Below are 22,192 nucleotides of genomic sequence, written 5' to 3' on the forward strand. Positions count from 1 at the left end.
AGCTCAGTGACGACCGAAGTGATGATGATGACCTTTAACAGTCTTCGCGCCGCTCAGGTCCTGCGCACGAGTCGTATGGTCCTTGAGCATCTTCGTGGTGTCTGATGCCAGCGTCTTGATATCGGCCGTTCCGCCAGACTGCGATGCCGTTATCAGAGCACTGCTGAGAGCAGGCGTCTGAACGCTCACGATTTCACGCAGGAAAACACGATCAAAAGCAGCGCCATACAGATGACCGAAGGATGCAACGTGCGCCTCGTCGCCAGCATTCAGCTTGTCAGTGACGGTCAGGTTGGCGTCGCTCGCCACCTTGGCAACAGCCTTGCGGTTGGTCGTGTGATCACTAACCACCGTTGCAGCGAAAGCCTTCACAACATCGCTGTTGCTATGCGTTGCAGCCAGGGTCGCAATGCTCACCTGCGTCAGATCCATGGCATCGACCTGCTGAAGAAATGCGGCATCCGCCGTCGAAAGCGTATAGGTTGATGCAGCAGACGGCAGCGCTGGTGCTGGCGGTGCATCCGGAGCATTACAGGCGCTCAGGCCTGCCAGCATGGCAATCGAGGCAAGAGCTGCGAAGCGTGCAGTAACTGTCATGAAGAGACATTCCTTCCATCTGCGAGACCAGGACAATGTCCCAGCCACTCTGGCTGAATGGTCCCGGCTTCAAGCGGTCCATTCATGTTCGGCACCACTCATGATACATTCAGGCCATGTCCGCAAATTCTAGCACGCATGATTTTTCCGGTCCCTTCCGCTTCTGTTTCATTGCAGGAGCTGTCGAAGGCGCATCCGGAGTGGTTCTCGGGGCGCTTGCCTCTCACCTCCCGGACCATATGTTTGCCATCCCCAATGGCCGTGCTGTTCTGCACTCCGGGGTGGACATCCTCATGTGGCACGCCATCGCACTCTGCGCGCTTTCACTAGGAGCGCGCTTTCTGACGCTACGCCTGGCACGTCTTGCATGTCTGACGATGCTGGCAGGCACGCTGCTCTTCTGTGTCTCCGTCACGCTTTTCGCGCTTTTTGATCTGAAAATCGGGACACTCTCAGTAGCCCGCATAGCCCCCTATGGCGGTACCTTGCTGATTTTAGCATGGCTTCTTGCAGCATTGTCCGGACTAAGAAGGCGCTCAGCCTGAGACTTCAGGATCTGTTTCTGATCATCTTAAGAGCAAAAAGCCCGGCCACCTGAACAACCAGGGCCACGGCAAAACAGAACAGAATAATACCCACAAGAATGAGCTGTTCCCGCCCGAGCGCCGTTTCAATATGAAACACGCTGTAAAGCGACTGCCAGGCATGCGTCGCCGCCGTCTTCTGAGAAAGCTTTACGGCAGGTTCCCAGAAACGAAAGATAGCGGCAAGTGCCAGGGTAAGCCCAACGAGGACGACGGTCCTCAGGAGCGTCTCCAGAATACTGACTTCTGCACCCTGCTGAGCGGAGGGCGATGAAGGTGAACCGTGTTGCGTTATCAAAAGCATGACCTTCCGAATGAAGTAGGCTTTAATCGTTTTGCTGTGACACTGCGTTATGTGATGCAGACCACTCGATCAATGAAAGCCTTTTTTATGCGCGTTTCCCTTCTTGCCGCCGCCGGACTGGGTCTGGCGCTTTCCGCACCTTTTTCAGCACAGGCTGCAAGTACGCCTGCGCCCAAACTGACGGAAACATCAGCCCCGCCGGTCGCAACACCCTATCCAGACACGTCCGTCGCCCAGGAGCAGGTGCGCGATGCCTTTGCGCTCGCTGCCAAAACGGGCCGTAAGGTGCTTCTCGATTTCGGCGGCAACTGGTGCCCGGACTGCAAAATGCTCTCCGGCATTTTTGCCCTGCCCGACGCCAAGGCATGGCTGGACAGCCAGTTTGTAATCGTCCCGGTGAATGTCGGGCGCATTAACACCAATCTCGATCTGGCCCAGAAATACGACGTGACGATCAAGGCTGTTCCGACAGTCATCATCGTGACGCCAAATGGAAAGGCCCTGAACGGCGACGGCTCCAAAGCTCTCGGAAATGCGCGCAGCATGTCCCCACAGGCCGTTCTTGACCTCATTTCCGAGTGGAACAGCCGCGGATAAACCGTTCATTCTGGCTCTGAAGTTACCCTTCAGAGCCAGAACCGTTGCCTCAGATTCCGAGTTCCTGCTCGGCTTCATGAACGACTTCCGCCAAAGCATCCTCCTCAAACGGGGATACCAGACCAGCATCAGCCACAAGCTGTGAGAACGGCTTGGAGCCGCCTTCCGAGCACAGCTTGCGATATGTCTCGAACGTGGCTTCCCGGTTCATACGGGAACGAAGCCAGAGTTGCAGTGCACAGCACTGAGCCAGAGCATAATCAATGTAATAAAATGGCAGACGATAGATATGGAGCTGGGCCTGCCAGCGGCCACCTTTTGCCGGATAAGCCAGATCGCCCCAGTCCCGCCAGGGCATGTACATTTTCTCCAGGCGTGCCCAGGTCTCGTGCCGTTCTGCCGCTGTCATTTGCGGATTGGCATATACTTCATGCTGGAAGTGATCGACACAGACACCGTAGGGAAAGAATGAAAGCGCATCGATGAGATGCATCCGGCGATACCGGTCCCCTGCCCCGTCTTCGACCAGCGTATCAATCTGCGGCCAGGTCAGAAATTCCAAGCCCATGGAATGAATCTCGGCGGCTTCCATGGTCGGCCAGAGCTGATCGACCCAGTCCTGATCGCGGCTTTTCCAGTTCTGGAAGGCATGCCCCATCTCATGGGTAAACACGCCAATATCGTTATGGGTGCCATTGAAATTGGCAAAGATATAAGGGCTGCCAATGGTCGGGAATGACGTGCAGAATCCGCCGCCCGCTTTGTTATCCCGGTTTTTCAGATCAAGATATCCGAGATCCCGCATCTGAACGTAGAAATCACCCATTTCGCCTTTGGGGTCGAGCGCACGGAACATGCCCTCTGCCCGAGCCACGAGCAGATCATGATCTCCTGCTGGCTCCGGATTCCCCTGCAAATCGATCAGTGCCTCGTCCCAAGCCCAGACCTTGTCCCATCCCATTTTAAGGCGACGGCGTTCCAGCAGTGACTGAACCAATGGGGTAACTGAACTAAGAACCTTTTCCCGGAAGGATGCCACCTGCTCCGGGCCGTAATCTGTCCGGCGCATCCGGCGGTAACCCAGCCCGATATAGTTCTCGAATCCCAGCGTTTTCGCCATCCGGTCACGCAGCTCAACCAGACGCCCATAAAGCGTATCCAGTTCTTCGCCGTGTTCTTCAAAAAAGGCCCAGCGGGCCTGCTCGGCAGCATGGCGGACGTCCCGATCCGGCCCCTGCAAATATGGTACAAGCCCTGACAGGTTCAGAACCTTACCATCAAAGGCAATTTTCGCCGAGGCCAGAAGCGCCGTGTATTCGCCCGTCAGGCGCGCTTCTTCTTCCAGATCCGTGCTGATCCGAGGATCAAACGTCGTGGTGTCGGCTTCCCACAAATGAACCACATGTGGCGTCAGGAGCGCTTCCAGACCGGCACGATCAGGGTCTCCCAGCAGACGCTTCTTGATGATGACTTCATGGTCCGTCGCAACAGGCGAGAGGCGATCCGCATAGTCACGGTCCGTTTTCGCCGTCTCGTCCTGCGTGTTGCGGGAAAACTGGAGATGAACGTGGGAGGCCCAGGATTCATACTCTCGCCGAACGGCATCAAAAGCCTTGAGAGCCTCTTCGCGCTGCCCGCGATCAAGCAGCGACGAAATGTCCGCATAGCGCGCCTTAAGAGACGCTTCGTCTGGACGAGGGAAAGACAGGGCAGAGAACGGAGGGATTGTCTGTGTCATGATCCAATTCTGACACTCCGCTCCGTTTCCGTCCATGCTTCTCAGGTTTTGCGGATACCTTTTACAAACCCTTCAATGCGGCGACATGCCTCCGCAAGCTGGTCATCGGACGCCGCGCATGAGAGGCGCAGATAGGGGCTGAAGCCAAACGCTGTTCCCGGAACGGTCGCAACATGAGCCTCTTCAAGCAAGGCCTCTGCAAATGCCACATCCGTATCCAGCAATCGCCCACTGGCAGAAGTGCCGCCAATCAATCTGCCAACACCTGGATAAACGTAGAAAGCGCCTTCCGGAACGGCACATGTCAGTCCTGAAATGGCCTGAAGCGCTTCAACCATCGTATCCCGACGACGCTGGTAAGTTTCGCGCATCTGCTGAATACGATCCAGCCCACCTTTCAACGCGGCGGCAGAGCCTGCCTGAGCAAGTGTGCAAACACCGGACGTTGTGTTCCCCTGCACTGCAATCATCGCCTTGATGAGCGGCACCGGACCACAGGCAAAACCGACGCGCCAGCCCGTCATGGCATAAGCCTTGGCCATACCGTTAATGACCAGAATGCGGTCTGCCAGATCAGGCGCTACCTGCAAGATGGACAGATGCCTGCGACCATCAAACGTCAGGTGCTCGTAAATTTCATCAGACATGACAAGAACATGCGGCGCCTCGCGCAAGACATCGGCAATGGCTTCAAGGTCATGACGTTCAAGGATGGCACCGGTGGGATTGTTCGGAAAATTGAGAACCAGCCAACGGGTTTTAGGCGTTATCGCAGCCTTGATTGTCGCTGCATCCGGCCGGAAACCATTTTCTTCCGGGCACGGAATTTCAACAGCCGTCCCACCCAGCATCCGGGCAATCAGTGGATAGCTGACCCAATAAGGCGCAGGAACGATAACCTCGTCCTCGTCATCCAGCGTTGCCGCAAAAGCATTATAGATGACCTGCTTGCCACCATTGGCCACCATAATACGGTCAGATGTGACCGTCAGATCATTATCCCGCTTGAACTTATGAATAATGGCGTCAATCAGCGCCGTTTGGCCCGGAATGGGAGGATAACCCGTATCACCAGCCAACCCGGCTGCATAAGCCGCTTCAATGGCTTCTGGCGGTGATGGAAAATCCGGCTGTCCAAGGGCAAGTGAAATGACGTCTTCACCCTCCGCCCGCAATTCGCGGGCTCGCGCTGCCATAGCAATAGTAGCTGGCTTGGGGAGTGTTACCAGACGGGATGCAATACGAAACGTCATGACAGGCCCTGACAGAACTGCTGAATGCGGGTGCAGGCTTCCTTCAGAAGCTCGGTGCTGGTGGCATAGGAAATCCGGAAATATCCAGGCGTCAGGAAAGCACTTCCGTGAACTGCGGCAACGCCCGTCTCATCAAGAAGAGCCGTAACAAAGGCCTCGTCACTGTCGATCAGATAACCACCCTTACTCGTTTTTCCAAGCGTTCCCTCGATGGATGGGAAGACGTAAAACGCTCCTTCCGGCTTTGCACAGCTCAAGCCAGGTGCTTCATTGAGCATGGACACCACAAGATTGCGGCGCTGCTCATAAACGCTCACCATTTCCCCAATGAAATCCTGCGGGCCTGAAACAGCCTCCTTGGCCGCAGCCTGAGCAATGGAGCATGGATTGCTCGTGCTCTGTCCTTGCAGCTTGATCAGCTGGCGCGTCAATTCCACAGGCGCTGCCGAAAAACCAATCCGCCAGCCCGTCATAGCGTAAGCCTTGGACACGCCATTCATCGTCACCGTTCGGTCCCGCAGACGCGGTTCGACCTGCACAAACGTCTTGGCGACGGCGCCTTCATACATCAGCTTGGCGTACATATCGTCTGTCAGGATCCACACATGCGGATGCTCCAACAGAACCTCAGTCAGCGCCTTGAGATGATGCTCGTCATAAGCTGCCCCTGTCGGATTACAGGGCGAGTTCAGCATCAGCCATTTCGTCTTGGGCGTAATGGCAGCGCGAAGCTGGTCAGCCGTCAGGCGGAAACCGTTCTCAGCCGTTGTCTGGATTACGACAGGTGTTCCGTCGGCCAGTGAGACGATATCAGGGTAAGACACCCAGGCCGGAGCCGGGATGATGACTTCATCGCCCGCATTCAGGGTTGCAACCATCACATTATAAATAACCTGCTTGCCACCAGTCGAAACGCAAATTTCCTCGGCGCGGTAATCCAGATCGAAATCAGCGTTCAGCCGGGCAGCGACTGCTTCACGGAGCGGCATCGTACCCGCGACATCCGTATATTTCGTCTCGCCATTCTGAATGGCCCGAATGGCGGCCTGCTTGACGAAATCCGGCGTATCAAAATCCGGCTCACCAGCTGAAAGACTGATAATATCGCGGCCCTCTGCCTTCAGGGCACGGGCTTTCTGGGTAATCGCAATCGTCTGGCTCGGCAGGATACGGTTCAGACGGTCGGCAATGAGAGACATGATGGGTTCCCGGTGGCTTTATCGCGCAGAGACCCTAGCGCCGTCCGCCCTCATTTGACCACAGCCCATCGGCACATGACTGACACGTTTTTTATGCACAAAAAAAGCCGGACAGCTCCTTTATGGAACTACCCGGCCCTTAAGCAGAAACAATTTAAGATAAAATCAGGCCAGCTTTTCCATTTCACGCAGAACAGCCTGTCCCATCATATCCGTACCAACGCGAGCCATGCCTGGAGACATGATGTCAGCGGTGCGCAGGCCGCTTGCCAGCACGTTGGACACTGCCTTTTCAATCAGTTCCGCATCTTCAGCCCGGTTGAGCGAGTAACGCAGCAGCATCGCGAAAGACAGGATCTGCGCCAGCGGGTTTGCAATGCCTTTGCCAGCGATATCCGGCGCGCTGCCATGAATCGGCTCATACAGCGCATTGCGCTTGCCATCTTCACGCACGATACCGAGCGTTGCAGACGGAAGCATACCCAGAGAACCCGTGAGCATCGACGCCAGATCGGACAGAATATCGCCGAACAGGTTGCCCGTAACGATCACATCAAACTGGTTCGGGTTACGAACGAGCTGCATAGCGCAGTTATCGGCCAGCATGTGGGACAATTCCACATCCTGATATTCGCGCTTGTGCAGATCAGTGACGACTTCCTTCCACAGGAGGCCACTTTCCATCACATTGCACTTCTCGACGGAACAGACGCGATTGCCGCGCTGACGGGCCATCTCGAAAGCAACGCGGGCAACACGCTCGATCTCAGACGTCGTGTAAACTTCCGTGTTGATTCCACGACGGGAACCATCCGGAAGCGTCTCAATGCCACGCGGCTCACCGAAATAGATACCACCAACCGTCTCACGGACGATCATGATATCCAGACCGCGAACCACTTCCGGCTTCAGGGCAGATGCATCGATCAGCGCATCAAAAAGCTGGGCCGGACGAAGGTTTGCGAAAAGCTCAAGCTCCTTGCGCAGCTTCAGAATGGCTACTTCAGGGCGCTTGTCGAACCCGACATGGCCCCAGGCCGGATCACCAACCGAGCCAAACAGAACCGCATCAGACTTCCGGGCAAGGTCGATAACCTCATCACGGATAGGAACACCATGAACTGCAAGGGAAGCCGCGCCAACGAGCTCTTCCGTGATGTCCAGCTTCAGGCCACGGTTTGCGTCCAGCCAATGCACAATCCGTGCAACTTCACGCATGACTTCCGGGCCGATACCATCACCGGCAAGAACAAGAAGCTTGTGGGCTTCACTCATTTTGCAGTTCCCATGCTGATTGACGGCACCCATGCACGGCTGGCCTGATGTTCAAAGCTGCTGATTTCCGCATCATGCGCCAGCGTCTGGCCAATATCGTCCAGACCTTCGAGCAGCATGTGACGGCGGAAGGGATCAACTTCAAACGGCACAACATTCCCGTCGGGGCGAATGATGATCTGCTTTTCCAGATCGACCGTCAGACGGGAATTCGAACCCTGGCGTGCATCACCCATCAGTTCGTCACAGATTTCCCGTGGCAAACGGATCGGCAGGATACCGTTCTTGAAACAGTTATTGAAAAAAATATCGGCAAAGCTCGGCGCGATGACACAACGGATGCCGAAATCCAGCAGAGCCCACGGCGCATGCTCACGAGACGAGCCGCAACCGAGATTGTCATAGGTGATGAGGATTTCAGCCTGACGATACGGCTCTTTGTTCAGCACAAAGTCCGGGTTCTCGTTGCCATTCTCGTCGTAGCGCTGCGCGGCAAAGGCGTTCTTGCCAAGACCCGTGCGCTGGATGGTCTTCAGGAAGCGTGCCGGAATGATCTGATCGGTATCGATGTTTTCGTTCGGCATCGGAGCCGCAATGGCGGTCAGTTCCGTGAACTTGTCCATCAGACGGTTTCCTTCATCAGCTCACGCACATCACATAGCTTGCCCATGACAGCCGCCGCGGCAGCCATGGATGGTGAACACAGATGCGTTCTGCCGCCCGGCCCCTGACGACCCTCAAAGTTACGATTGGACGTAGAAGCGCAACGCTGTCCCGGCGTTAGACGATCCGGGTTCATTCCCAGACACATCGAGCAGCCTGCCTCACGCCATTCAAAACCGGCATCAAGGAAAATCTTGTCCAGCCCTTCGGCTTCGGCAGCAGCCTTCACAAGGCCTGAGCCTGGAACGATCATGGCACGAACCGTTGCTGCAACATGACGCCCGCGCACAACTTCAGCAGCAGCACGCAAATCTTCCAGACGGCTGTTGGTGCAGGAGCCGATGAACACGACATCTACTGGCGTTCCGGCAATCTTCTGGCCAGCCGTGAGGCCCATGTAATCAAGAGCGCGCTGAACCTGCGCAGCCTGAGCCGGGTCTTTGAAATCTGATGGGGACGGCACGATGCCATCAATCGGCAGAACGTCCTGCGGGCTGTTACCCCATGTGATGGAAGGCACAATGTCTTCGGCCTTCAACGTCACTTCCGTGTCGAAATGGGCGCCTTCATCCGATGCCAGCGTACGCCAGTAAGCACAGGCCTGCTCGAACGCTTCACCCTTCGGCGCAAACGGACGGCCATTTACGTATGCGAAAGTCGTTTCGTCGGGTGCGACCAGACCAGCCTTTGCACCGCCCTCAATGGACATATTGCAGAGCGTCATGCGCCCTGCCATGTCCAGATCGCGGATTGCAGAGCCGGCAAATTCAATCACATGCCCGGTGCCGCCTGCCGTACCGATCTTGCCGATAATGGCCAGCATGATGTCCTTGGCTGTCACGCCCGGACCCACTTTGCCCTCAACAGAAACACGCATGTTCTTTGCGGGCTTCTGGAGCAGCGTCTGGGTCGCCATGACGTGTTCGACTTCGGAGGTGCCAATACCAAATGCAAGGGCGCCGAGGGCGCCGTGCGTCGAGGTATGACTGTCACCGCAAACGATCGTCATGCCTGGCAGGGAAATGCCCTGCTCTGGCCCGACAACGTGAACGATGCCCTGAGACGCGGAACGCAGCGGGAAATAGGGAACGCCGAACTCAGCGACATTCTTCTCCAGCGTTTCGATCTGGAGGCGGCTTTCCGGCTCTTCAATCGGCCGGGAACGGTCGGACGTGGGGACGTTGTGGTCCACCACGGCGACTGTTGCGTCCGGACGGCGCAGGCGACGTCCGGCCATCCGCAGACCTTCAAAAGCCTGCGGGCTTGTCACCTCATGAACGAGGTGACGGTCGATGTATAGGATGCACGTCCCGTCTTCGAGGCGGTCAACAACGTGATCGGCCCAGATCTTGTCAAACAGTGTTCTGGGCGAAGAAGAAACGGGCATCCTTATACTCCAACCTTGACTTAGGAAGCGGCTTTTTCGCCAGCCTTCGGCAGATCGCGCGGGCGCTCTGCAATACGTGCAGACTTACCCGAACGGCCACGCAGGTAGTATAGCTTTGCGCGACGCACCTTACCACGACGCACCACTTCGATGCTGGCGAGGGACGGAGCGTACAGCGGGAATACACGCTCCACGCCTTCACCGTTGGAAATCTTGCGAACCGTGAAGTTGCTGTTCAGGCCCTTGTTGGAACGGGCAATGACAACGCCTTCGAAGTTCTGCACGCGCTCACGCGTACCTTCAACAACGCGGACGCCAACGCGAACCGTGTCACCTGCGATGAATTCCGGAACGGCGCGAGCCGCGGAAAGACGCTCGATTTCGCGCGCCTCGTACTGCTGGATAATGTTCATGACCAAACTCCTGGAAACAAAAATTCAATGAACCTGCTGTCGCGCCAGGTACGCATCCCAGAGATCGGGGCGACGCGCCTTCGTGACTGCGATTGACTGTTCATGACGCCAGCGGGCAATGGCGCCGTGATGACCGGACAGAAGGATTTCAGGCACTTCGCGCCCATCCCAGACTGCCGGCTTGGTATATTGCGGGTATTCTAGCAGACCTTCGGCAAAACTCTCGTCCTGTCCGCTGATCTCAGACCCCATAACTCCGGGAAGCAGCCGTACACACGCATCCAGAAGAGTCAGAGCAGGAATTTCTCCGCCTGACAGTACGACATCGCCCATACTGAACTGTTCGATGTCGTGCTTTTCCAGTACGCGCTCGTCTACCCCTTCAAAACGCCCGCAGAGGACGACAACACCTGGGCCAGCCACAAACCGCTCTGCATCTTCATGCGAGAGACGACGTCCGCGGGGTGTCGGGTAGATGACGGGTCGACCATCCAGCGCGGGAAGCGCCGAGAGAGCCGTATCCAAGACATCCGCCCGCATCACCATGCCGGCTCCACCACCAAATGGCGTATCATCCACCGCACGATGGCGGCCCTGTCCGTGAGCGCGCAGATCATGCGCTTCACAGGACCAGATGCCACGTTCGAGCGCCCTGCCCGCCAAGGAAAATCCAAGCGGCCCCGGAAACATGTCCGGAAACAGGGTCAGGATGTCAGCGCGCCAACTCATGCCCGGACCTGTACCTCTCCATCGAGATCACCTTCGACCTCGACTTCAACTGGCGGCACGACGGTGACGCGACGGTGCGCGAGATCGACATGCGGCACACAGGCCAGCGTGAATGGAACAATCAGACCTCGATCAATCTCGATGCTGACACCCGCACCATAGTCATGAACTATGGAGACGGTTCCAAGCACTTCGCCATCTTCGGAAACTGCAGTCATGCCGATCAGGTCGGCATGATAGAACTCGTCTTCCTCGACGGCCGGCAGAAGTTCACGCGCAACATACAAACGACGGTTAACCAGTCGTTCGGCAGCTGTGCGGTCTGGCAGAGTGTTCCCCTGAGCGTCTGTCAGAGCAGCCACTCCCGGAGAAACCCAGCTTGCTGTCCATACAACCCCACGCTCATCATGCAGCGCACCGAACATCTCGACAGAAGCCGGATCATCAGTAGCTGCATGAAGATGAACCAGACCGCGTACGCCATGCGGACGACCGATGGTCGCGATCAGGACATCACTGTCAGGTTTAAAGGGTGGCACGGATCAAGCGTCCTGAAACGTCAGCAGTAGATCAGGCTGCGGCAGCTGCAGCAGCGGCTGCTTCTGCAGCGCGAGCCTGAGCCTTGGCCTTCGGAGCGGACTTCTTCGGCTGCTCGCTGTAAGCAGGCTTCGGAGCCAGACCAGCGTTACCGAGGAAACGTGCAACGCGGTCGGTTGCCTGCGCGCCGTTGGACAGCCAATGCTGGATGCGCTCGCCGTCAAGGCGGATACGATCAGCATGGTCGGACGGCAGCATCGGGTTGTATGCGCCAACCTTTTCGATGAAACGGCCATCGCGCGGGCTGCGGCTGTCTGCAACGACGATGTGGTAGTACGGACGCTTCTTGGCACCAGCGCGTGAAAGACGAATCTTGAGGCTCATGAAAAACTCCTGAAAGACAAACTTGAAAACTTGATGCTGATCAGACGAAAGGCGGGCGCCCACCGGGCTTGCCCATTCCCTTCATCATGTCGGCCAGACCACCTGCCCCACCCATTCCGCGCATCAGGCCACCAAGGCCCATTTTGCTGATGCGCTTCATCATTGTGGACATGTCGTCAAACTGCTTGAGCAAACGGTTCACTTCCTGAACCGTCGTTCCAGAACCTGAGGCGATCCGTTTTTTACGAGATGCCTTGATGATTCCCGGCGTTTTGCGCTCCTGCTTGGTCATCGAAGAAATGATGGCCTTGTGACGTTTGAAGATCGATGTGTCGATCTCCTTGTCACCCAGCATATCCTTGATCTTGCCCATACCAGGAAGCATGCCGAGAATGCCCGAGATCGACCCCATACGGTTGATCTGGTTGATCTGGGACACGTAGTCATCCAGATCAAACTTACCGGCGAGCATCTTTTTGGCTACGCGCTCGCCTTCTTCGTGGTCGAGCGTTTCCGCTGCGCGTTCCACGAGGCCAGCAACGTCACCCAACCCCAGAATGCGGCCAGCCACACGTTCCGGATGGAATTCTTCGAGCGCTTCCAGCTTTTCGCCAGAACCCGTCAGCTTGATCGGTGCGCCCGTAATGGCCTTCATGGACAGTGCGGCACCGCCACGGGCGTCACCATCCATTCGACTCATGACGACGCCGGTAATACCGACGGCTTCATTGAAGGACTTGGCTGTATTGACCGCATCCTGCCCCGTCATCGCGTCCACGACCAACAGCGTTTCTGCCGGGTTCGTGACAGAACGGATCTCGCGAACCTCGTCCATCAGAGCTTCGTCGATAGACAGTCGGCCAGCGGTATCGAGAATGACGATATCGTAGCCTTCGCGACGGGCTGTTTCCAGCGCACGCTTCGCGATATCTACCGGCGACTGCCCCGCTACGATTGGCAGAGACTTTACCAGCCCTGTAATCGCGTTGACGCGCTCAGCAAGCTGCTGAAGCTGGAGCTGCGCTGCTGGACGCTGCACATCCAGGCTCGCCAGAAGAATCTTCTTGCGCTCACGGGAAGAGAGACGCAGGGCGATCTTACCCGACGTCGTGGTCTTTCCCGAACCCTGCAGACCAACCATCAGTAATGGAACTGGCGGCACGGCTGAGAGATTCAGAGGAGCAACACCGGCGCCGCCGAGCGCGTCAATCAGGGCATCGTTAACGATTTTGGCGACAGCCTGGCCAGGAGAAACGCTTTCCAGCACTTCATGACCAACTGCACGCTCACGCACCTTATTGACGAAGTCCCGCACGACAGGCAGCGCGACGTCCGCCTCCAGCATCGCGAGACGAACTTCACGCATGGCCTCGGTGACATCAGCCTCCGAGAGCTTTCCATTTTTGGAAAGCCCTTCGAGGACACCGGACATCTTACCTGAGAGTTGATCGAACAACGGGCCACCTTATAGCAAGCAGAAACACGCCACTGCGCGAGCCTTCGCGATGTGGCGTGTCCGGAAACAGGTTCGCTCTATCGCTTCGCGACGCGGACGTCAAGCAATAGAGCGCCTCAACCTTAGAAATCAGGGTGCAGGCGGCGGCCCGTCTTCGGGCGGATGGCCCATAATGGCGTCCAACTGATCATGGAGCGAACGAATTTTCTCCATGGTCGCGTTCGCTTGGCGGCGCTGCTCAGGCGTCAGGATATCATGAAGCTTCTCCTGCGTCTCCAGTCGAGCCTGCGCTTCCTGTACATGCAGGTCGGATTCCTGCTTGGTCAGATCAGCAAGGAGCGTACGATCCAGATCACCCTCCACAGAAAGCGCCGTGCGGATCTTGTCCCGAAGAGCCTTCAGCTTTTCATGCCGAGCCTTCATCTCCTCATGGCCTTGGCTGAAAATCTTATGGACCTGAGCCTTCTGGGCCTCAGTCAGAGTTATCCCCGGCGGGAAAGGCGGAAGCATGCCCCCAGGACCCGGCCTGCCATGCGTGCCATCAGGCTGCGGTCCAGGCGCACCCGGATGGGCGTGTGCCAGAGCGGAACCGGCCAGCAGCCCAACGGAAGCTAGAGCCGGAAGGAGAACAGAAAGACGAAATGCCGTCATGGATGCTATATCCTTGATGGTGATGAGAGGCGAAAAAGCGTTCCCGCCCCATTCCCTTCAAGATGACAGTTTTTTCGTTACAAAACGCCCCATGTCCTGTTTCGAAGAGTAAACCCCTCCAAGGTATGTAACAAAGAAGGAGGCTTGACGTGAGCGCCATCTCATCGCATGTAGCCGCCCACGTCCTGCACGCAGGACACGACTCCCGATTTTACGGTCGGGGTCAGGAGAGGTGGCCGAGTGGTTTAAGGCAGCGGTCTTGAAAACCGCCGTGCGTGGAAGCGTACCGTGGGTTCGAATCCCACCCTCTCCGCCAGATAAATCAAAAATTTCCATATTTTTTATAGAGTTATTTGATTTGTCGAAATTCATCCCACCTTGAGACCCATCTTAAAAAATGCGTCATCGCGCGGCGCTCGGACGCGATATGCGTCGTTTATAAACTTCCCGATGTGACCTGCTAACTGATGTCCTGCTTTCTCCAGAGACATCTAGATGATCTGAAGGCGCGACTGAAACAGCGACCCACGAAAAAAAACGCTCAGAAATTTCTTGAAATCGTCGTCCGTGTTCGGCTAACGTTCTTGAGTTAGCTGACACTACAGTACGAAAAACTTCTAGCAAGCCCAGAGGGCTCTCTGCCACTGCTTCAAGCAGAGACCCTGTAGAACACTGAACGCCGAAAAAACCAAACGAAACTAGTATCATCGTTGGTCCCGTGAGGGGCTGGTTGGAAAGGCGTATCATGAGTTCTGTTTTCCCCCTTCGTCGCTCTGACGACATCTTTATAACGCGTCGGGAAGCTTCCGAGCGACTACGCGTGTCCCTCTCGACAATCGACAGATATGTCGCAGCGGGCGAGCTCGAACGATTGAAAATCGGTACAAGGCGGACTCTGTTTCGACTGCGCGATGTCGAAAGGCTCGTCCGTCGTGACGGCAGCGCTTTTTCCGCGATGCCGACACTGAGCAACGACTGGTCGTAGCTGCTGATTTCATCAACGCAGGATATCTGCGGATCTTTCCTTTCCATGATGAAAGCTAGCGCTATGTTTGACGTCGCTGAGATTGACTTTGCTTGGGACAGCCCTTGGGACTCCCTGGAAATGAAATGCGTCTATCAGGATATTGTTTTCTGGATCCTTTGTGATGTTACTCGAGAGATTGATCCCTATTACAAGACTAATTGCTACAAAGTAGATAATCCCGATAATTTATTTTCGCCACCAACTACCGTAAACGACTTACATAACTTGTTCTGGGCATCTCCTTTGGAGATTTCTGAAGGGTGGTCTCTATTCAAAATGATAAACGGTAATTTTTCAGACACTAAGCTTTTTGAAATCCTCAATACATTTCTTTTTCTGAAAAACAAATCTACGGTTGCACAGCCAACGATAGATGAAATCATGGAGCTTTTGTTTGCCCGTGCTTCGCATTGGTCAGATAGACTGACGATTAAAGATCTCCTGCCGCAGCTGACTTCTGGCAGGATGATCCAGGTCCATGATCAGTCCCCGCCTGGAGGGCTGCCGCTGAACGTTATCGCGGAGCAAGTCCTGTTTTATAAAAGGCCGATACGATCTGACGAGCAGCTTATTCTTGCCCGTGCTTTGACATATCTTGGATGGCGACGGCATCGTACCGCCCAGACACGCCGATGGATTGCTCCCCCTGACTTTCCGACAAAAGATCCCGGCAAACTTCGATGGTATTACAGGTGACGATGTCCGCCAAAACACAGCGACTTCGCGAGTACCTTTGCACGAGAGAAAACATCCCGCAGGCGATTATCATAGCGTTTGATGGTCATCGAAGATCGATAGATACCAGCAAAAATGGTTGGTGACTGCGGGAATGTCCCTGATGGAACATCGGAAGACGATCCAGTTGCGCGACTGGCAGCCAGAGACGGCCATTCGGAGCAAGGCAAGGCGCATCAGCCCAGTGCAGACGTGAATCCGAGATTAGTTTCGTGATCTTTCCGGAAACGTCTCTCCGATAGACGCCATTATCCTTCAGATTGGTGAAATAGAGATTTCCTGCAGCATCCATGGCGCTTCCTCCGATTGGAGGTAAATCTGCCCAAGGTTTTACAGCTGCAGACAGATCGGTTGATGACACATCGGGATCATCAAGCAACACTGTCGGGACTTGAGACCACGGCCCTTCAAGCGGTCCGAAATACAGCCATTTCCCGTCCGGACTCACTTCAAGCGGATCGACATTCACCAGAAGTGGCTGATGCAGACCCTTCTCCACGACGTGTCCATCCATGACAATCGGTCGATCTGTCCGTGCGCGTGTGGAAACATCGTTGTCCAGAACACGACGTGTATGACCTGTTTCGACATCAAGAACGATCAGCGCGGCCTTGCCCGCATCCGTAAGATAGGCATGCCTTCCGTTGAAACGGATATCGTCGATATAACTGCCTGCCTGCGCGATCTCTGGACCCAGAGGATAGATCCGCAGCACATGACCTGTCGCCGGATCAATACGGACCAGTTTGGCTCCTCCAAGTACGGGTGGACCTCCAAAAGACGGAGTTCCAGTATCAACAACCCAGAGCGTGCCGTCAGGAGCGACATGGAGGGCGTTGACGCTGACAAACCGATGCGTCGCATTCCGTCCGGGTTTCCAGCCATTCCAGTCAGCATTCGGAAACGGCTCTATCTCTTTGCTTTTCGTCAGAAGACCCACGGCCGGTCCGGAAAACCCGGTCCAGCGAGGGCCTGAGACAAACACATGACCGCCAGCAAGGGCTACGGCGTTCCAGTCCATGGCCGTAGTGGTCGCCTCAATCCTGATGGTCTGGGCACGCAACGGGGCGGAATGCGCGCAGACTGCAACGAATCCCGTGAAAACGGCAATGGCGATCCTGCGAAGGCCTCTTTTTGGGAAAGCCTGCCGTGGACGCTGTTTCATGACTCCCATGCCTTCAGATCCCGGCAATAAAGCCGGACGGCGTACCATCGGCAGGATCCACGAACACCACGTCATCCGGGGCCCGTCGCGGCGTGTCGATAGCCAGAAAAACAACGGGATGGCTCAGAATGCGGGGTACGGCATGCACGGCCCGACGGGGGAACACCAGAAGATGGCCGGGGGCAAACGGGGCCTCCTCCTTGGGGTCACCAATCCAGAATGTGCCTGTCCCGGACAGGACATGAAGCACTTCATCGCACTGGGTATGATAATGCGGCGGCACATCCCGATAGATCCGGAAGACCCGGATACTGGCTTCCGGCTTGTCGGTCAGATAGGTGTCCAGCAGCATCGTGTCCGCCGTTTCAGGGAACGCAGCGGCAATTTTATTCAGATCGAAGCGCCCTCCCGTCCGGTTCAGGGTCATCAGATGTTCTTCGTCATTCATGAGGTCTGCTCCTCTCAACTGCTTTGGCTGTTTTCGTCATGGCTCTCTCAGTTCAGGCCGGGAAACCTGCGAGCACGATTTTGCCTTTGGCCTGACCACTCTCGATCAGGGCGTGAGCCTCTCGCAGATTGGCGGCGGTGATCGCGCCAAGATTTTTGCCGAGCGTCGTCCGAAGACGTCCTTCCTCTACGAGCCGCGACACGTCGTTCAGAAGCTTTCCCTGGGCGCTAATATCTGCCGTCCCGAACAGTGAGCGGGTGAACATCAGTTCCCAATGCAGGGACAGGCTTTTGCGCTTGAGCGGTACGACATTGAGTTCAGCCGGATCATCAATCAGGCCGAAATGTCCCTGAGGGGCAAGAAGTTCGACGATCTCTGCCAAGTGGCGATCCGTCTGCGTCGTCGAAAAGACAAAACCGGGAGCGCCCGTAGGAAGGCCAGCAACCTGTTCCGCCAGAGGCTTGCTGTGATCGATCACGTAATCTGCCCCGAGAGATGTGACCCAGTCCTGCGTTTCGGGGCGCGACGCCGTAGCAATGACCGTGATATCAGTCAGAACCTTGGCCAGCTGGATCACCATGGAACTGACCCCGCCTGCGCCCCCGATGATCAATAGGGACGGCGTCGTTCCCGGGACAGGCCGACGAACGTCCAGGCGATCGAAAAGCATCTCCCAGGCGGTGATTGCTGTCAGCGGTAAGGCCGCGGCTTCGGCCCAGTTCAGGGAGCGGGGTTTGCGACCGACAATCCGCTCATCGACCAGATGAAACTCCGCGTTGGTCCCCGGGCGATTAATTGCGCCCGCATAAAAGACCTCGTCGCCGACAGAAAAATCCGTGACGTCCGGTCCGGTTCCTACAACAACGCCTGCGGCATCCCAGCCCAGAACGCGCCACTGACCCGCCTCCGGTGTCGCGCTGCGACGGACTTTGGTATCAACCGGATTGACCGACACGGCCCTGATCTCCACCAGAAGATCCCGACCCGAAGGAACAGGTTTCGGTAGATCAATATCCTGAAGAGACGCCGGATTTTCGATGGGAAGCGGCGTCTGATAACCGATAGCCCGCATGATGTCTGATCCTCTGTTGAATGAGGAGAAGAGTGAGCACTATGCTGTTTTCAGACAAGAACGCACTTTTAACGCCCATAGTGTCGGAAATGATACCGTTATGACCCGCATCCGCCATCAGTCGCTCGATTGCAGCCCCGGCTGCGCTGTTGAAGCAACGCTTCAGCTCATCGACGGAAAATGGAAAGGCGTGATCCTCTATCACCTGCTTCAGGGGACCTTACGCTTCAACGCCATCCGAAAGCGCCTGCCCAACATCACACAGAGAATGCTGACAACCCAGCTTCGCGAGCTGGAGCGTGACGGGTTCGTGTTACGGACGGTTTATCCGGAAGTTCCGCCAAAGGTGGAGTACAGCCTGACCCCACGTGGCCGAACCCTTGAACCCGTCATCATGGCTCTCAAGGCCTGGGGCGACGAGCACACAGAATTCAGGCACGGTCCTGAGGCCTGTGCAGATCAGGATGGCATACTCTCGCCTGCCGCAAAGGGGACTGAATGATTGCTGAGCAGTTATTTGGCTAATGGCGGAATTGGGGGGGTATCCGGAATGTCGGCTTCTCGGCACGTACGCTTGGAAGCGGACATCTCCGCCAATATCAGCGCAGTTTACTCCTGCCACAAACAAGAGTTAGACGATCTACAGCATCATCTTCTCGTTCAGTCATCTCTTAATGATTGTTAATAAAAACCTTCATAACTATATGACATTTGTCATCCTATTAAATGACAAATGTTCATTTCGAAAATTTGTTTCCTATTATATGTTATTATTAATTATATTCATCGAGCGCATTATAGAAAGATAAACTATGTTAAATGTCGCGTTGTCTTTTTGTATTGTTTTTACTATTGGTGAAATATTCCTTCTCCTGAAGAGAAGAGCCAAAAAGACAGGAGTTATCTCTGACAGAAACACATTGTCAGCTTTTTGGATTGTATTGCCAGTCTCGATATATCTGGCATTTCAAACTCTGAAGCTCCCTCCGTTAGAAAGTTTCCCTCTCCCGTTCAGCCTGCTTCCTGCTGGTGCGCTACTAGCCTCGCTAGGTCTTATTTTGCGTTGGTATGCAATCCATCGTCTGGGTCAGTGGTTTACGGTCGATGTCGCATTGTCACAAGACCAGGTTCTGATGCGCAAAGGGCCTTATCGTTTCGTGCGTAACCCATCCTATACCGGAGCACTGATGACGCTGGCAGGGATTGGTATTTTGCTTGGAAATGCCTCGGCTTTGTTTCTTATGACCATTCCACCTCTACTCATGTTCCTGCATCGTATTCGTGTTGAGGAGCGGGTTCTTTCGAAGGCGTTCGGATCACAGTGGGTGGATTACCGCTCACAGACCTGGCGTCTGGTTCCGTGGGTTTACTGATGTCCAAAGTTGGGGATTTCGGATCGTCTGCTATCTGACCTCAGCCTGGTATCAATAACTGGCATGAACCGTGCAGATGCCCTTGGCTACGCAGTGGTTTCTTAGTGAATAATAGTTTGTCTTTAGTGCCATTAAATCGGTTAAATATACAGTTAACCCACGGCGCGCCCAAGTAAAAATCCTTTTCTTCAAAAGGAATTGTGCTTGCATTTTAGTCTCGAATCCGGTTCGATTGTAAAGACATACAGACGGAACAATTACCCTCATGAGCCGATTATTCCTCAAAGCCTTCTGCATCCCTGCGGGCTTTGCGATTGTTGCGACATCGCAAGCGGCCGCCAACGAGAGAATTATACCGACCGTGTTCGAGGCGGGGCATTTTTACGCCACCCCGACGGCATTAAATGGTCAGAAAATCCGCCTGCTTGTGGATACGGGAGGGGCCGGGTTTGGTGGGCTATACGTGCTCAAAAAAAGCGCAGTGAGCCGTCTCAACGCAACACTTACCAAGTGTAAATTAGACAATTTCAGCATTGATGTTGTTCGCTCGGTGTCTTTTCTTCCGGATGCCGGTCTAGCTCCGGTTACAACCACACGGCCCTGTATGGCGGATGCCATGAGCGTTGATAACAAGGTTGGAGACGATACTTTTGATGGCATGCTCGGGGCCGGCTATCTTGCGCGTTTCATCGTGACATTTGATTACCCCGTCCACCAACTGAAGATGGAGCCCGACGATTGGCGTCCTGCTGCTGGTGCGGAACAAATCCCTTTAATTTTCCCTCATAACGCGCAGGGAAAGCGAGAGAGTGACTTTCCTGGGGTAAATCTAACGATCGATGGAGCACCAGTTCATTTGTTACTTGATACTGGTGCAACAGCGTTCCCTACCCCCGCGGGGCTGGCTGCGCAGCAAATCGAGACAGTCAACGGAGAGGGTGTGACGTCTTATATCACTAAGAGTATTTTCAACCGGTGGCATTTCCATCATCCAGAATGGCAAGTCGTTGAGCAAGGGGATCATCTCATACCGGATACACGTATCATCATGGTGCCTGAAGTGTATTTCGGGAAAGTGCGCGTCGGACCAGTCTGGTTTACCGAACGGCCGGACAAGAATTTTGGGCCGAAAGGAATGAGCATGTGGATGGGGCAGACCGTCGTAGGCGCAGCGGGGGCAAACATTTACGGGAAACTTAAGATAACAATTGACTATGCACGCGAGGCGCTTTGGCTTTCCCCATCTAAAAAATAGAAATATCAAATAGATGCCTGTTAAGGGGGGAGAGCAGAATGTCGGCTGTCTGGTGGTGAGATAAGAAGAGCAGTCATTCAGATCAGTCGGTTGCGTTCATCGAACCGTCAGTGGCTGTTGGGCTTAAATCAAATGGTCTCTGTAGACGTAGCGTAGTTCATTGTGAAAGGTCTTTCCTAGCGCCATCCTCGGGATTTTTCGTAATCGGTAATCGCCTCCCGGAGGCCTACCAAAAGATCAGAGACACACCCTTGTAAATTCACCATTCTAGTTTCAAGAACATCAGGCAAAGTCGGCGGGTTGAGAAAATCATCACCGCGTTCCGTGTTGATCCCGAGATTTTCGCCACCACCAAACAACACAAACCCATTATTTCTGATGTTGATCGATCCGGCATCCAGCGCAACTTTGTGAGCAATTATATCGCGAGTGGAACGGCCCTTCTCATCACCAATGACGAAGGAGAAATGGAGCATATATCTTTTCAGAATAGGGGCCAGGACCGCTGATACGGCAGTCGGATGGGACTTCAGGATATTCTTCGCAAACCGATTGAACGAATCCTGAGATTCATTGAAATATGTCGACAAGCCATAGGATAGATAATCGAGCGCCCTTCGGTACGACAGGACGAACGATCTATACTCGAAATCGATTTTCGCCGTATTTCCTATGCACATTGTCGATCCAGGAAGGATCTGACTTGAAATATTTCTTTCCGCGAGTTCTTTGCGTAAGCGAGTATCCATGTCCCGGATCAAGTCTAGCCTATAATAGCACTCTGCCATGGCCCGTTCACAATATTCGACGCCATTCGAAAAGCGTCCATATTTTTTAATTTCGTCGCTCTTAGACAAGCGCCATTGCTCGATAAAATATGGCTTTGTATTGAGCCAAGTTCTAAAATCGACAAATGGTGATCGTAGTCTGGGGGGCATTTCGTAACCGGAGATTGCATTGATCGCATGCATCGTGTCGACGATCTTGTCCCCGAGGTAAGGTCGCAATTGGTTAAGGTCAAACCTTTGATCAGCGGTAGTTGATTCATTCGTTGACATGTTGGTCCTTTCAATTGCGAACCGCGTCTGTTCTAGGACAACAAGCTTGGTTTGGCCGCTAACGAAATATCGACCAACTCTGATCGGCCTGAACGGACTATGGAAGACAGGAGGCATTAAGGCTAGCGTCGTTGACATCGGCTTCATGGATGATCATCAACAGAATCGGAAGGTCGCGGCTGTCTCCAACCCAACCGATTGAGATAAGCATGCGAGTGTCAGTTCTCGGGAAGCCGTGTCAAGCGCCTGTATGTCTGAGATGGAGGCGTAAGCAGTAGGTCCGCTTACGCCC

25 protein-coding genes and 1 tRNA gene are annotated in these 22,192 nt (G+C 54.9%); 8 read left to right on the plus strand and 18 right to left on the minus strand.

Annotated elements, in window-relative coordinates; all coding sequences use genetic code 11:
- Positions 1–3: 3 nt before the first annotated feature.
- Positions 4–597 (minus strand): DUF4142 domain-containing protein, encoded by a 594-nt coding sequence (locus tag KP707_RS08630; protein WP_211502809.1) that lies wholly within the window; start codon positions 595–597, stop codon positions 4–6.
- Positions 598–713: 116 nt separating this feature from the next.
- Between KP707_RS08630 and KP707_RS08635 the strand changes: the two genes are divergently transcribed.
- Complete coding sequence (locus KP707_RS08635; RefSeq protein ID WP_211502810.1) at positions 714–1,142, plus strand: DUF423 domain-containing protein; 429 nt, start codon at positions 714–716, stop codon at positions 1,140–1,142.
- A 4-nt stretch (positions 1,143–1,146) separates the two neighbouring features.
- Here the strand turns inward: KP707_RS08635 and KP707_RS08640 are convergent, their stop codons facing one another.
- On the minus strand, positions 1,147–1,485 hold the full coding sequence (locus tag KP707_RS08640; RefSeq protein ID WP_052750061.1) for a hypothetical protein: 339 nt from the start codon (positions 1,483–1,485) through the stop codon (positions 1,147–1,149).
- A gap of 72 nt (positions 1,486–1,557) precedes the next feature.
- Between KP707_RS08640 and KP707_RS08645 the strand changes: the two genes are divergently transcribed.
- A complete protein-coding gene (locus KP707_RS08645; RefSeq protein ID WP_373687791.1) occupies positions 1,558–2,082 on the plus strand; it encodes a thioredoxin family protein in 525 nt (174 codons plus the stop codon).
- 49 nt (positions 2,083–2,131) lie between these two features.
- On the opposite strand, the gene KP707_RS08650 is transcribed toward KP707_RS08645, so the two are convergent.
- The 12 genes from KP707_RS08650 to KP707_RS08705 form a co-directional block, all read right to left on the minus strand.
- The gene (locus KP707_RS08650; protein WP_211502812.1) at positions 2,132–3,820 is read right to left on the minus strand and encodes a M3 family oligoendopeptidase; all 1,689 of its coding nucleotides are present in this window, start codon (positions 3,818–3,820) and stop codon (positions 2,132–2,134) included.
- Between the two features lie 41 nt (positions 3,821–3,861).
- Positions 3,862–5,073 (minus strand): pyridoxal phosphate-dependent aminotransferase, encoded by a 1,212-nt coding sequence (locus KP707_RS08655; RefSeq protein WP_211502813.1) that lies wholly within the window; start codon positions 5,071–5,073, stop codon positions 3,862–3,864.
- Complete coding sequence (locus KP707_RS08660; protein ID WP_211502814.1) at positions 5,070–6,272, minus strand: pyridoxal phosphate-dependent aminotransferase; 1,203 nt, start codon at positions 6,270–6,272, stop codon at positions 5,070–5,072. The genes KP707_RS08655 and KP707_RS08660 overlap by 4 nt, the downstream gene beginning before the upstream one ends.
- A gap of 165 nt (positions 6,273–6,437) precedes the next feature.
- Complete coding sequence (leuB, locus tag KP707_RS08665) at positions 6,438–7,547, minus strand: 3-isopropylmalate dehydrogenase (RefSeq protein ID WP_086633647.1); 1,110 nt, start codon at positions 7,545–7,547, stop codon at positions 6,438–6,440.
- Positions 7,544–8,170 carry a 3-isopropylmalate dehydratase small subunit gene (leuD, locus tag KP707_RS08670; protein WP_064273079.1) on the minus strand — a complete coding sequence of 209 codons (627 nt, stop codon included), beginning with the start codon at positions 8,168–8,170 and terminating at the stop codon, positions 7,544–7,546. Before leuD ends, leuB begins: the two co-directional genes overlap by 4 nt.
- Positions 8,170–9,597: a 3-isopropylmalate dehydratase large subunit gene (gene leuC, locus KP707_RS08675; RefSeq protein WP_211502815.1), complete on the minus strand. Its 1,428-nt coding sequence runs from the start codon at positions 9,595–9,597 to the stop codon at positions 8,170–8,172. Before leuC ends, leuD begins: the two co-directional genes overlap by 1 nt.
- A gap of 20 nt (positions 9,598–9,617) precedes the next feature.
- Complete coding sequence (gene rplS / locus KP707_RS08680; protein ID WP_010504000.1) at positions 9,618–10,010, minus strand: 50S ribosomal protein L19; 393 nt, start codon at positions 10,008–10,010, stop codon at positions 9,618–9,620.
- A gap of 24 nt (positions 10,011–10,034) precedes the next feature.
- Positions 10,035–10,739 (minus strand): tRNA (guanosine(37)-N1)-methyltransferase TrmD, encoded by a 705-nt coding sequence (gene trmD / locus KP707_RS08685; RefSeq protein ID WP_046901338.1) that lies wholly within the window; start codon positions 10,737–10,739, stop codon positions 10,035–10,037.
- Positions 10,736–11,278, minus strand: a complete 543-nt coding sequence (rimM, locus tag KP707_RS08690; protein ID WP_086633643.1) for a ribosome maturation factor RimM — start codon at positions 11,276–11,278, stop codon at positions 10,736–10,738. Before rimM ends, trmD begins: the two co-directional genes overlap by 4 nt.
- 31 nt (positions 11,279–11,309) lie before the next feature.
- A complete protein-coding gene (gene rpsP / locus KP707_RS08695) occupies positions 11,310–11,660 on the minus strand; it encodes a 30S ribosomal protein S16 (RefSeq protein ID WP_099212690.1) in 351 nt (116 codons plus the stop codon).
- A gap of 40 nt (positions 11,661–11,700) precedes the next feature.
- Positions 11,701–13,116: a signal recognition particle protein gene (ffh, locus tag KP707_RS08700; RefSeq protein ID WP_064273075.1), complete on the minus strand. Its 1,416-nt coding sequence runs from the start codon at positions 13,114–13,116 to the stop codon at positions 11,701–11,703.
- Between the two features lie 129 nt (positions 13,117–13,245).
- On the minus strand, positions 13,246–13,767 hold the full coding sequence (locus KP707_RS08705; protein WP_215751687.1) for a Spy/CpxP family protein refolding chaperone: 522 nt from the start codon (positions 13,765–13,767) through the stop codon (positions 13,246–13,248).
- A 226-nt stretch (positions 13,768–13,993) separates the two neighbouring features.
- Here KP707_RS08705 and KP707_RS08710 point away from each other — a divergent pair.
- From KP707_RS08710 to KP707_RS16780, 3 genes are all read left to right on the plus strand, one after another.
- A tRNA-Ser gene (locus KP707_RS08710) sits at positions 13,994–14,083 on the plus strand.
- Positions 14,084–14,512: 429 nt separating this feature from the next.
- Entirely contained in the window at positions 14,513–14,752 is a 240-nt protein-coding gene (locus tag KP707_RS08715) for an AlpA family transcriptional regulator (protein WP_215751688.1), read from the plus strand.
- Between the two features lie 45 nt (positions 14,753–14,797).
- Positions 14,798–15,490, plus strand: coding sequence for a hypothetical protein (locus KP707_RS16780; RefSeq protein WP_252348843.1), 693 nt, complete (start codon positions 14,798–14,800; stop codon positions 15,488–15,490).
- An 85-nt stretch (positions 15,491–15,575) separates the two neighbouring features.
- On the opposite strand, the gene KP707_RS08725 is transcribed toward KP707_RS16780, so the two are convergent.
- The 3 genes from KP707_RS08725 to KP707_RS08735 are packed head-to-tail and all read right to left on the minus strand — an operon-like array spanning position 15,576 to position 18,214.
- The gene (locus tag KP707_RS08725) at positions 15,576–16,694 is read right to left on the minus strand and encodes a major royal jelly family protein (protein WP_252348844.1); all 1,119 of its coding nucleotides are present in this window, start codon (positions 16,692–16,694) and stop codon (positions 15,576–15,578) included.
- A gap of 13 nt (positions 16,695–16,707) precedes the next feature.
- Positions 16,708–17,142 carry a cupin domain-containing protein gene (locus KP707_RS08730; RefSeq protein WP_215751689.1) on the minus strand — a complete coding sequence of 145 codons (435 nt, stop codon included), beginning with the start codon at positions 17,140–17,142 and terminating at the stop codon, positions 16,708–16,710.
- A gap of 52 nt (positions 17,143–17,194) precedes the next feature.
- Complete coding sequence (locus KP707_RS08735; RefSeq protein ID WP_215751690.1) at positions 17,195–18,214, minus strand: zinc-binding alcohol dehydrogenase family protein; 1,020 nt, start codon at positions 18,212–18,214, stop codon at positions 17,195–17,197.
- Between the two features lie 100 nt (positions 18,215–18,314).
- On the opposite strand from KP707_RS08735, the gene KP707_RS08740 reads away from it, so the two are divergent.
- The 3 genes from KP707_RS08740 (at position 18,315) to KP707_RS08750 (ending at position 20,842) form a co-directional block, all read left to right on the plus strand.
- Entirely contained in the window at positions 18,315–18,716 is a 402-nt protein-coding gene (locus tag KP707_RS08740) for a helix-turn-helix domain-containing protein (protein WP_198942065.1), read from the plus strand.
- Positions 18,717–19,155: 439 nt separating this feature from the next.
- Positions 19,156–19,587 carry an isoprenylcysteine carboxylmethyltransferase family protein gene (locus tag KP707_RS08745; protein WP_211508879.1) on the plus strand — a complete coding sequence of 144 codons (432 nt, stop codon included), beginning with the start codon at positions 19,156–19,158 and terminating at the stop codon, positions 19,585–19,587.
- 265 nt (positions 19,588–19,852) lie between these two features.
- On the plus strand, positions 19,853–20,842 hold the full coding sequence (locus KP707_RS08750; protein WP_211508880.1) for a hypothetical protein: 990 nt from the start codon (positions 19,853–19,855) through the stop codon (positions 20,840–20,842).
- A gap of 176 nt (positions 20,843–21,018) precedes the next feature.
- On the opposite strand, the gene KP707_RS08755 is transcribed toward KP707_RS08750, so the two are convergent.
- Complete coding sequence (locus KP707_RS08755; protein ID WP_211508881.1) at positions 21,019–21,900, minus strand: hypothetical protein; 882 nt, start codon at positions 21,898–21,900, stop codon at positions 21,019–21,021.
- Positions 21,901–22,192 lie beyond the last annotated feature (292 nt).

The organism is Gluconobacter sp. P5E10 (genome assembly GCF_018812145.1).
GTDB classification, from domain to species: Bacteria; Pseudomonadota; Alphaproteobacteria; order Acetobacterales; family Acetobacteraceae; genus Gluconobacter; species Gluconobacter cerinus.

Bases quoted from the DNA above. Each gene is read 5' to 3' on its own strand.
- KP707_RS08630 (WP_211502809.1), bottom strand. From the start codon at position 597: ATGACAGTTACTGCACGCTTCGCAGCTCTTGCCTCGATTGCCATGCTG.
- KP707_RS08635 (WP_211502810.1), top strand. From the start codon at position 714: ATGTCCGCAAATTCTAGCACGCATGATTTTTCCGGTCCCTTCCGCTTC.
- KP707_RS08640 (WP_052750061.1), bottom strand. From the start codon at position 1,485: ATGCTTTTGATAACGCAACACGGTTCACCTTCATCGCCCTCCGCTCAG.
- KP707_RS08645 (WP_373687791.1), top strand. From the start codon at position 1,558: ATGAAAGCCTTTTTTATGCGCGTTTCCCTTCTTGCCGCCGCCGGACTG.
- KP707_RS08650 (WP_211502812.1), bottom strand. From the start codon at position 3,820: ATGACACAGACAATCCCTCCGTTCTCTGCCCTGTCTTTCCCTCGTCCA.
- KP707_RS08655 (WP_211502813.1), bottom strand. From the start codon at position 5,073: ATGACGTTTCGTATTGCATCCCGTCTGGTAACACTCCCCAAGCCAGCT.
- KP707_RS08660 (WP_211502814.1), bottom strand. From the start codon at position 6,272: ATGTCTCTCATTGCCGACCGTCTGAACCGTATCCTGCCGAGCCAGACG.
- leuB (WP_086633647.1), bottom strand. From the start codon at position 7,547: ATGAGTGAAGCCCACAAGCTTCTTGTTCTTGCCGGTGATGGTATCGGC.
- leuD (WP_064273079.1), bottom strand. From the start codon at position 8,170: ATGGACAAGTTCACGGAACTGACCGCCATTGCGGCTCCGATGCCGAAC.
- leuC (WP_211502815.1), bottom strand. From the start codon at position 9,597: ATGCCCGTTTCTTCTTCGCCCAGAACACTGTTTGACAAGATCTGGGCC.
- rplS (WP_010504000.1), bottom strand. From the start codon at position 10,010: ATGAACATTATCCAGCAGTACGAGGCGCGCGAAATCGAGCGTCTTTCC.
- trmD (WP_046901338.1), bottom strand. From the start codon at position 10,739: ATGAGTTGGCGCGCTGACATCCTGACCCTGTTTCCGGACATGTTTCCG.
- rpsP (WP_099212690.1), bottom strand. From the start codon at position 11,660: ATGAGCCTCAAGATTCGTCTTTCACGCGCTGGTGCCAAGAAGCGTCCG.
- KP707_RS08705 (WP_215751687.1), bottom strand. From the start codon at position 13,767: ATGACGGCATTTCGTCTTTCTGTTCTCCTTCCGGCTCTAGCTTCCGTT.
- KP707_RS08715 (WP_215751688.1), top strand. From the start codon at position 14,513: ATGAGTTCTGTTTTCCCCCTTCGTCGCTCTGACGACATCTTTATAACG.
- KP707_RS16780 (WP_252348843.1), top strand. From the start codon at position 14,798: ATGATGAAAGCTAGCGCTATGTTTGACGTCGCTGAGATTGACTTTGCT.
- KP707_RS08725 (WP_252348844.1), bottom strand. From the start codon at position 16,694: ATGAAACAGCGTCCACGGCAGGCTTTCCCAAAAAGAGGCCTTCGCAGG.
- KP707_RS08730 (WP_215751689.1), bottom strand. From the start codon at position 17,142: ATGAATGACGAAGAACATCTGATGACCCTGAACCGGACGGGAGGGCGC.
- KP707_RS08735 (WP_215751690.1), bottom strand. From the start codon at position 18,214: ATGCGGGCTATCGGTTATCAGACGCCGCTTCCCATCGAAAATCCGGCG.
- KP707_RS08740 (WP_198942065.1), top strand. From the start codon at position 18,315: ATGACCCGCATCCGCCATCAGTCGCTCGATTGCAGCCCCGGCTGCGCT.
- KP707_RS08750 (WP_211508880.1), top strand. From the start codon at position 19,853: ATGAGCCGATTATTCCTCAAAGCCTTCTGCATCCCTGCGGGCTTTGCG.
- KP707_RS08755 (WP_211508881.1), bottom strand. From the start codon at position 21,900: ATGTCAACGAATGAATCAACTACCGCTGATCAAAGGTTTGACCTTAAC.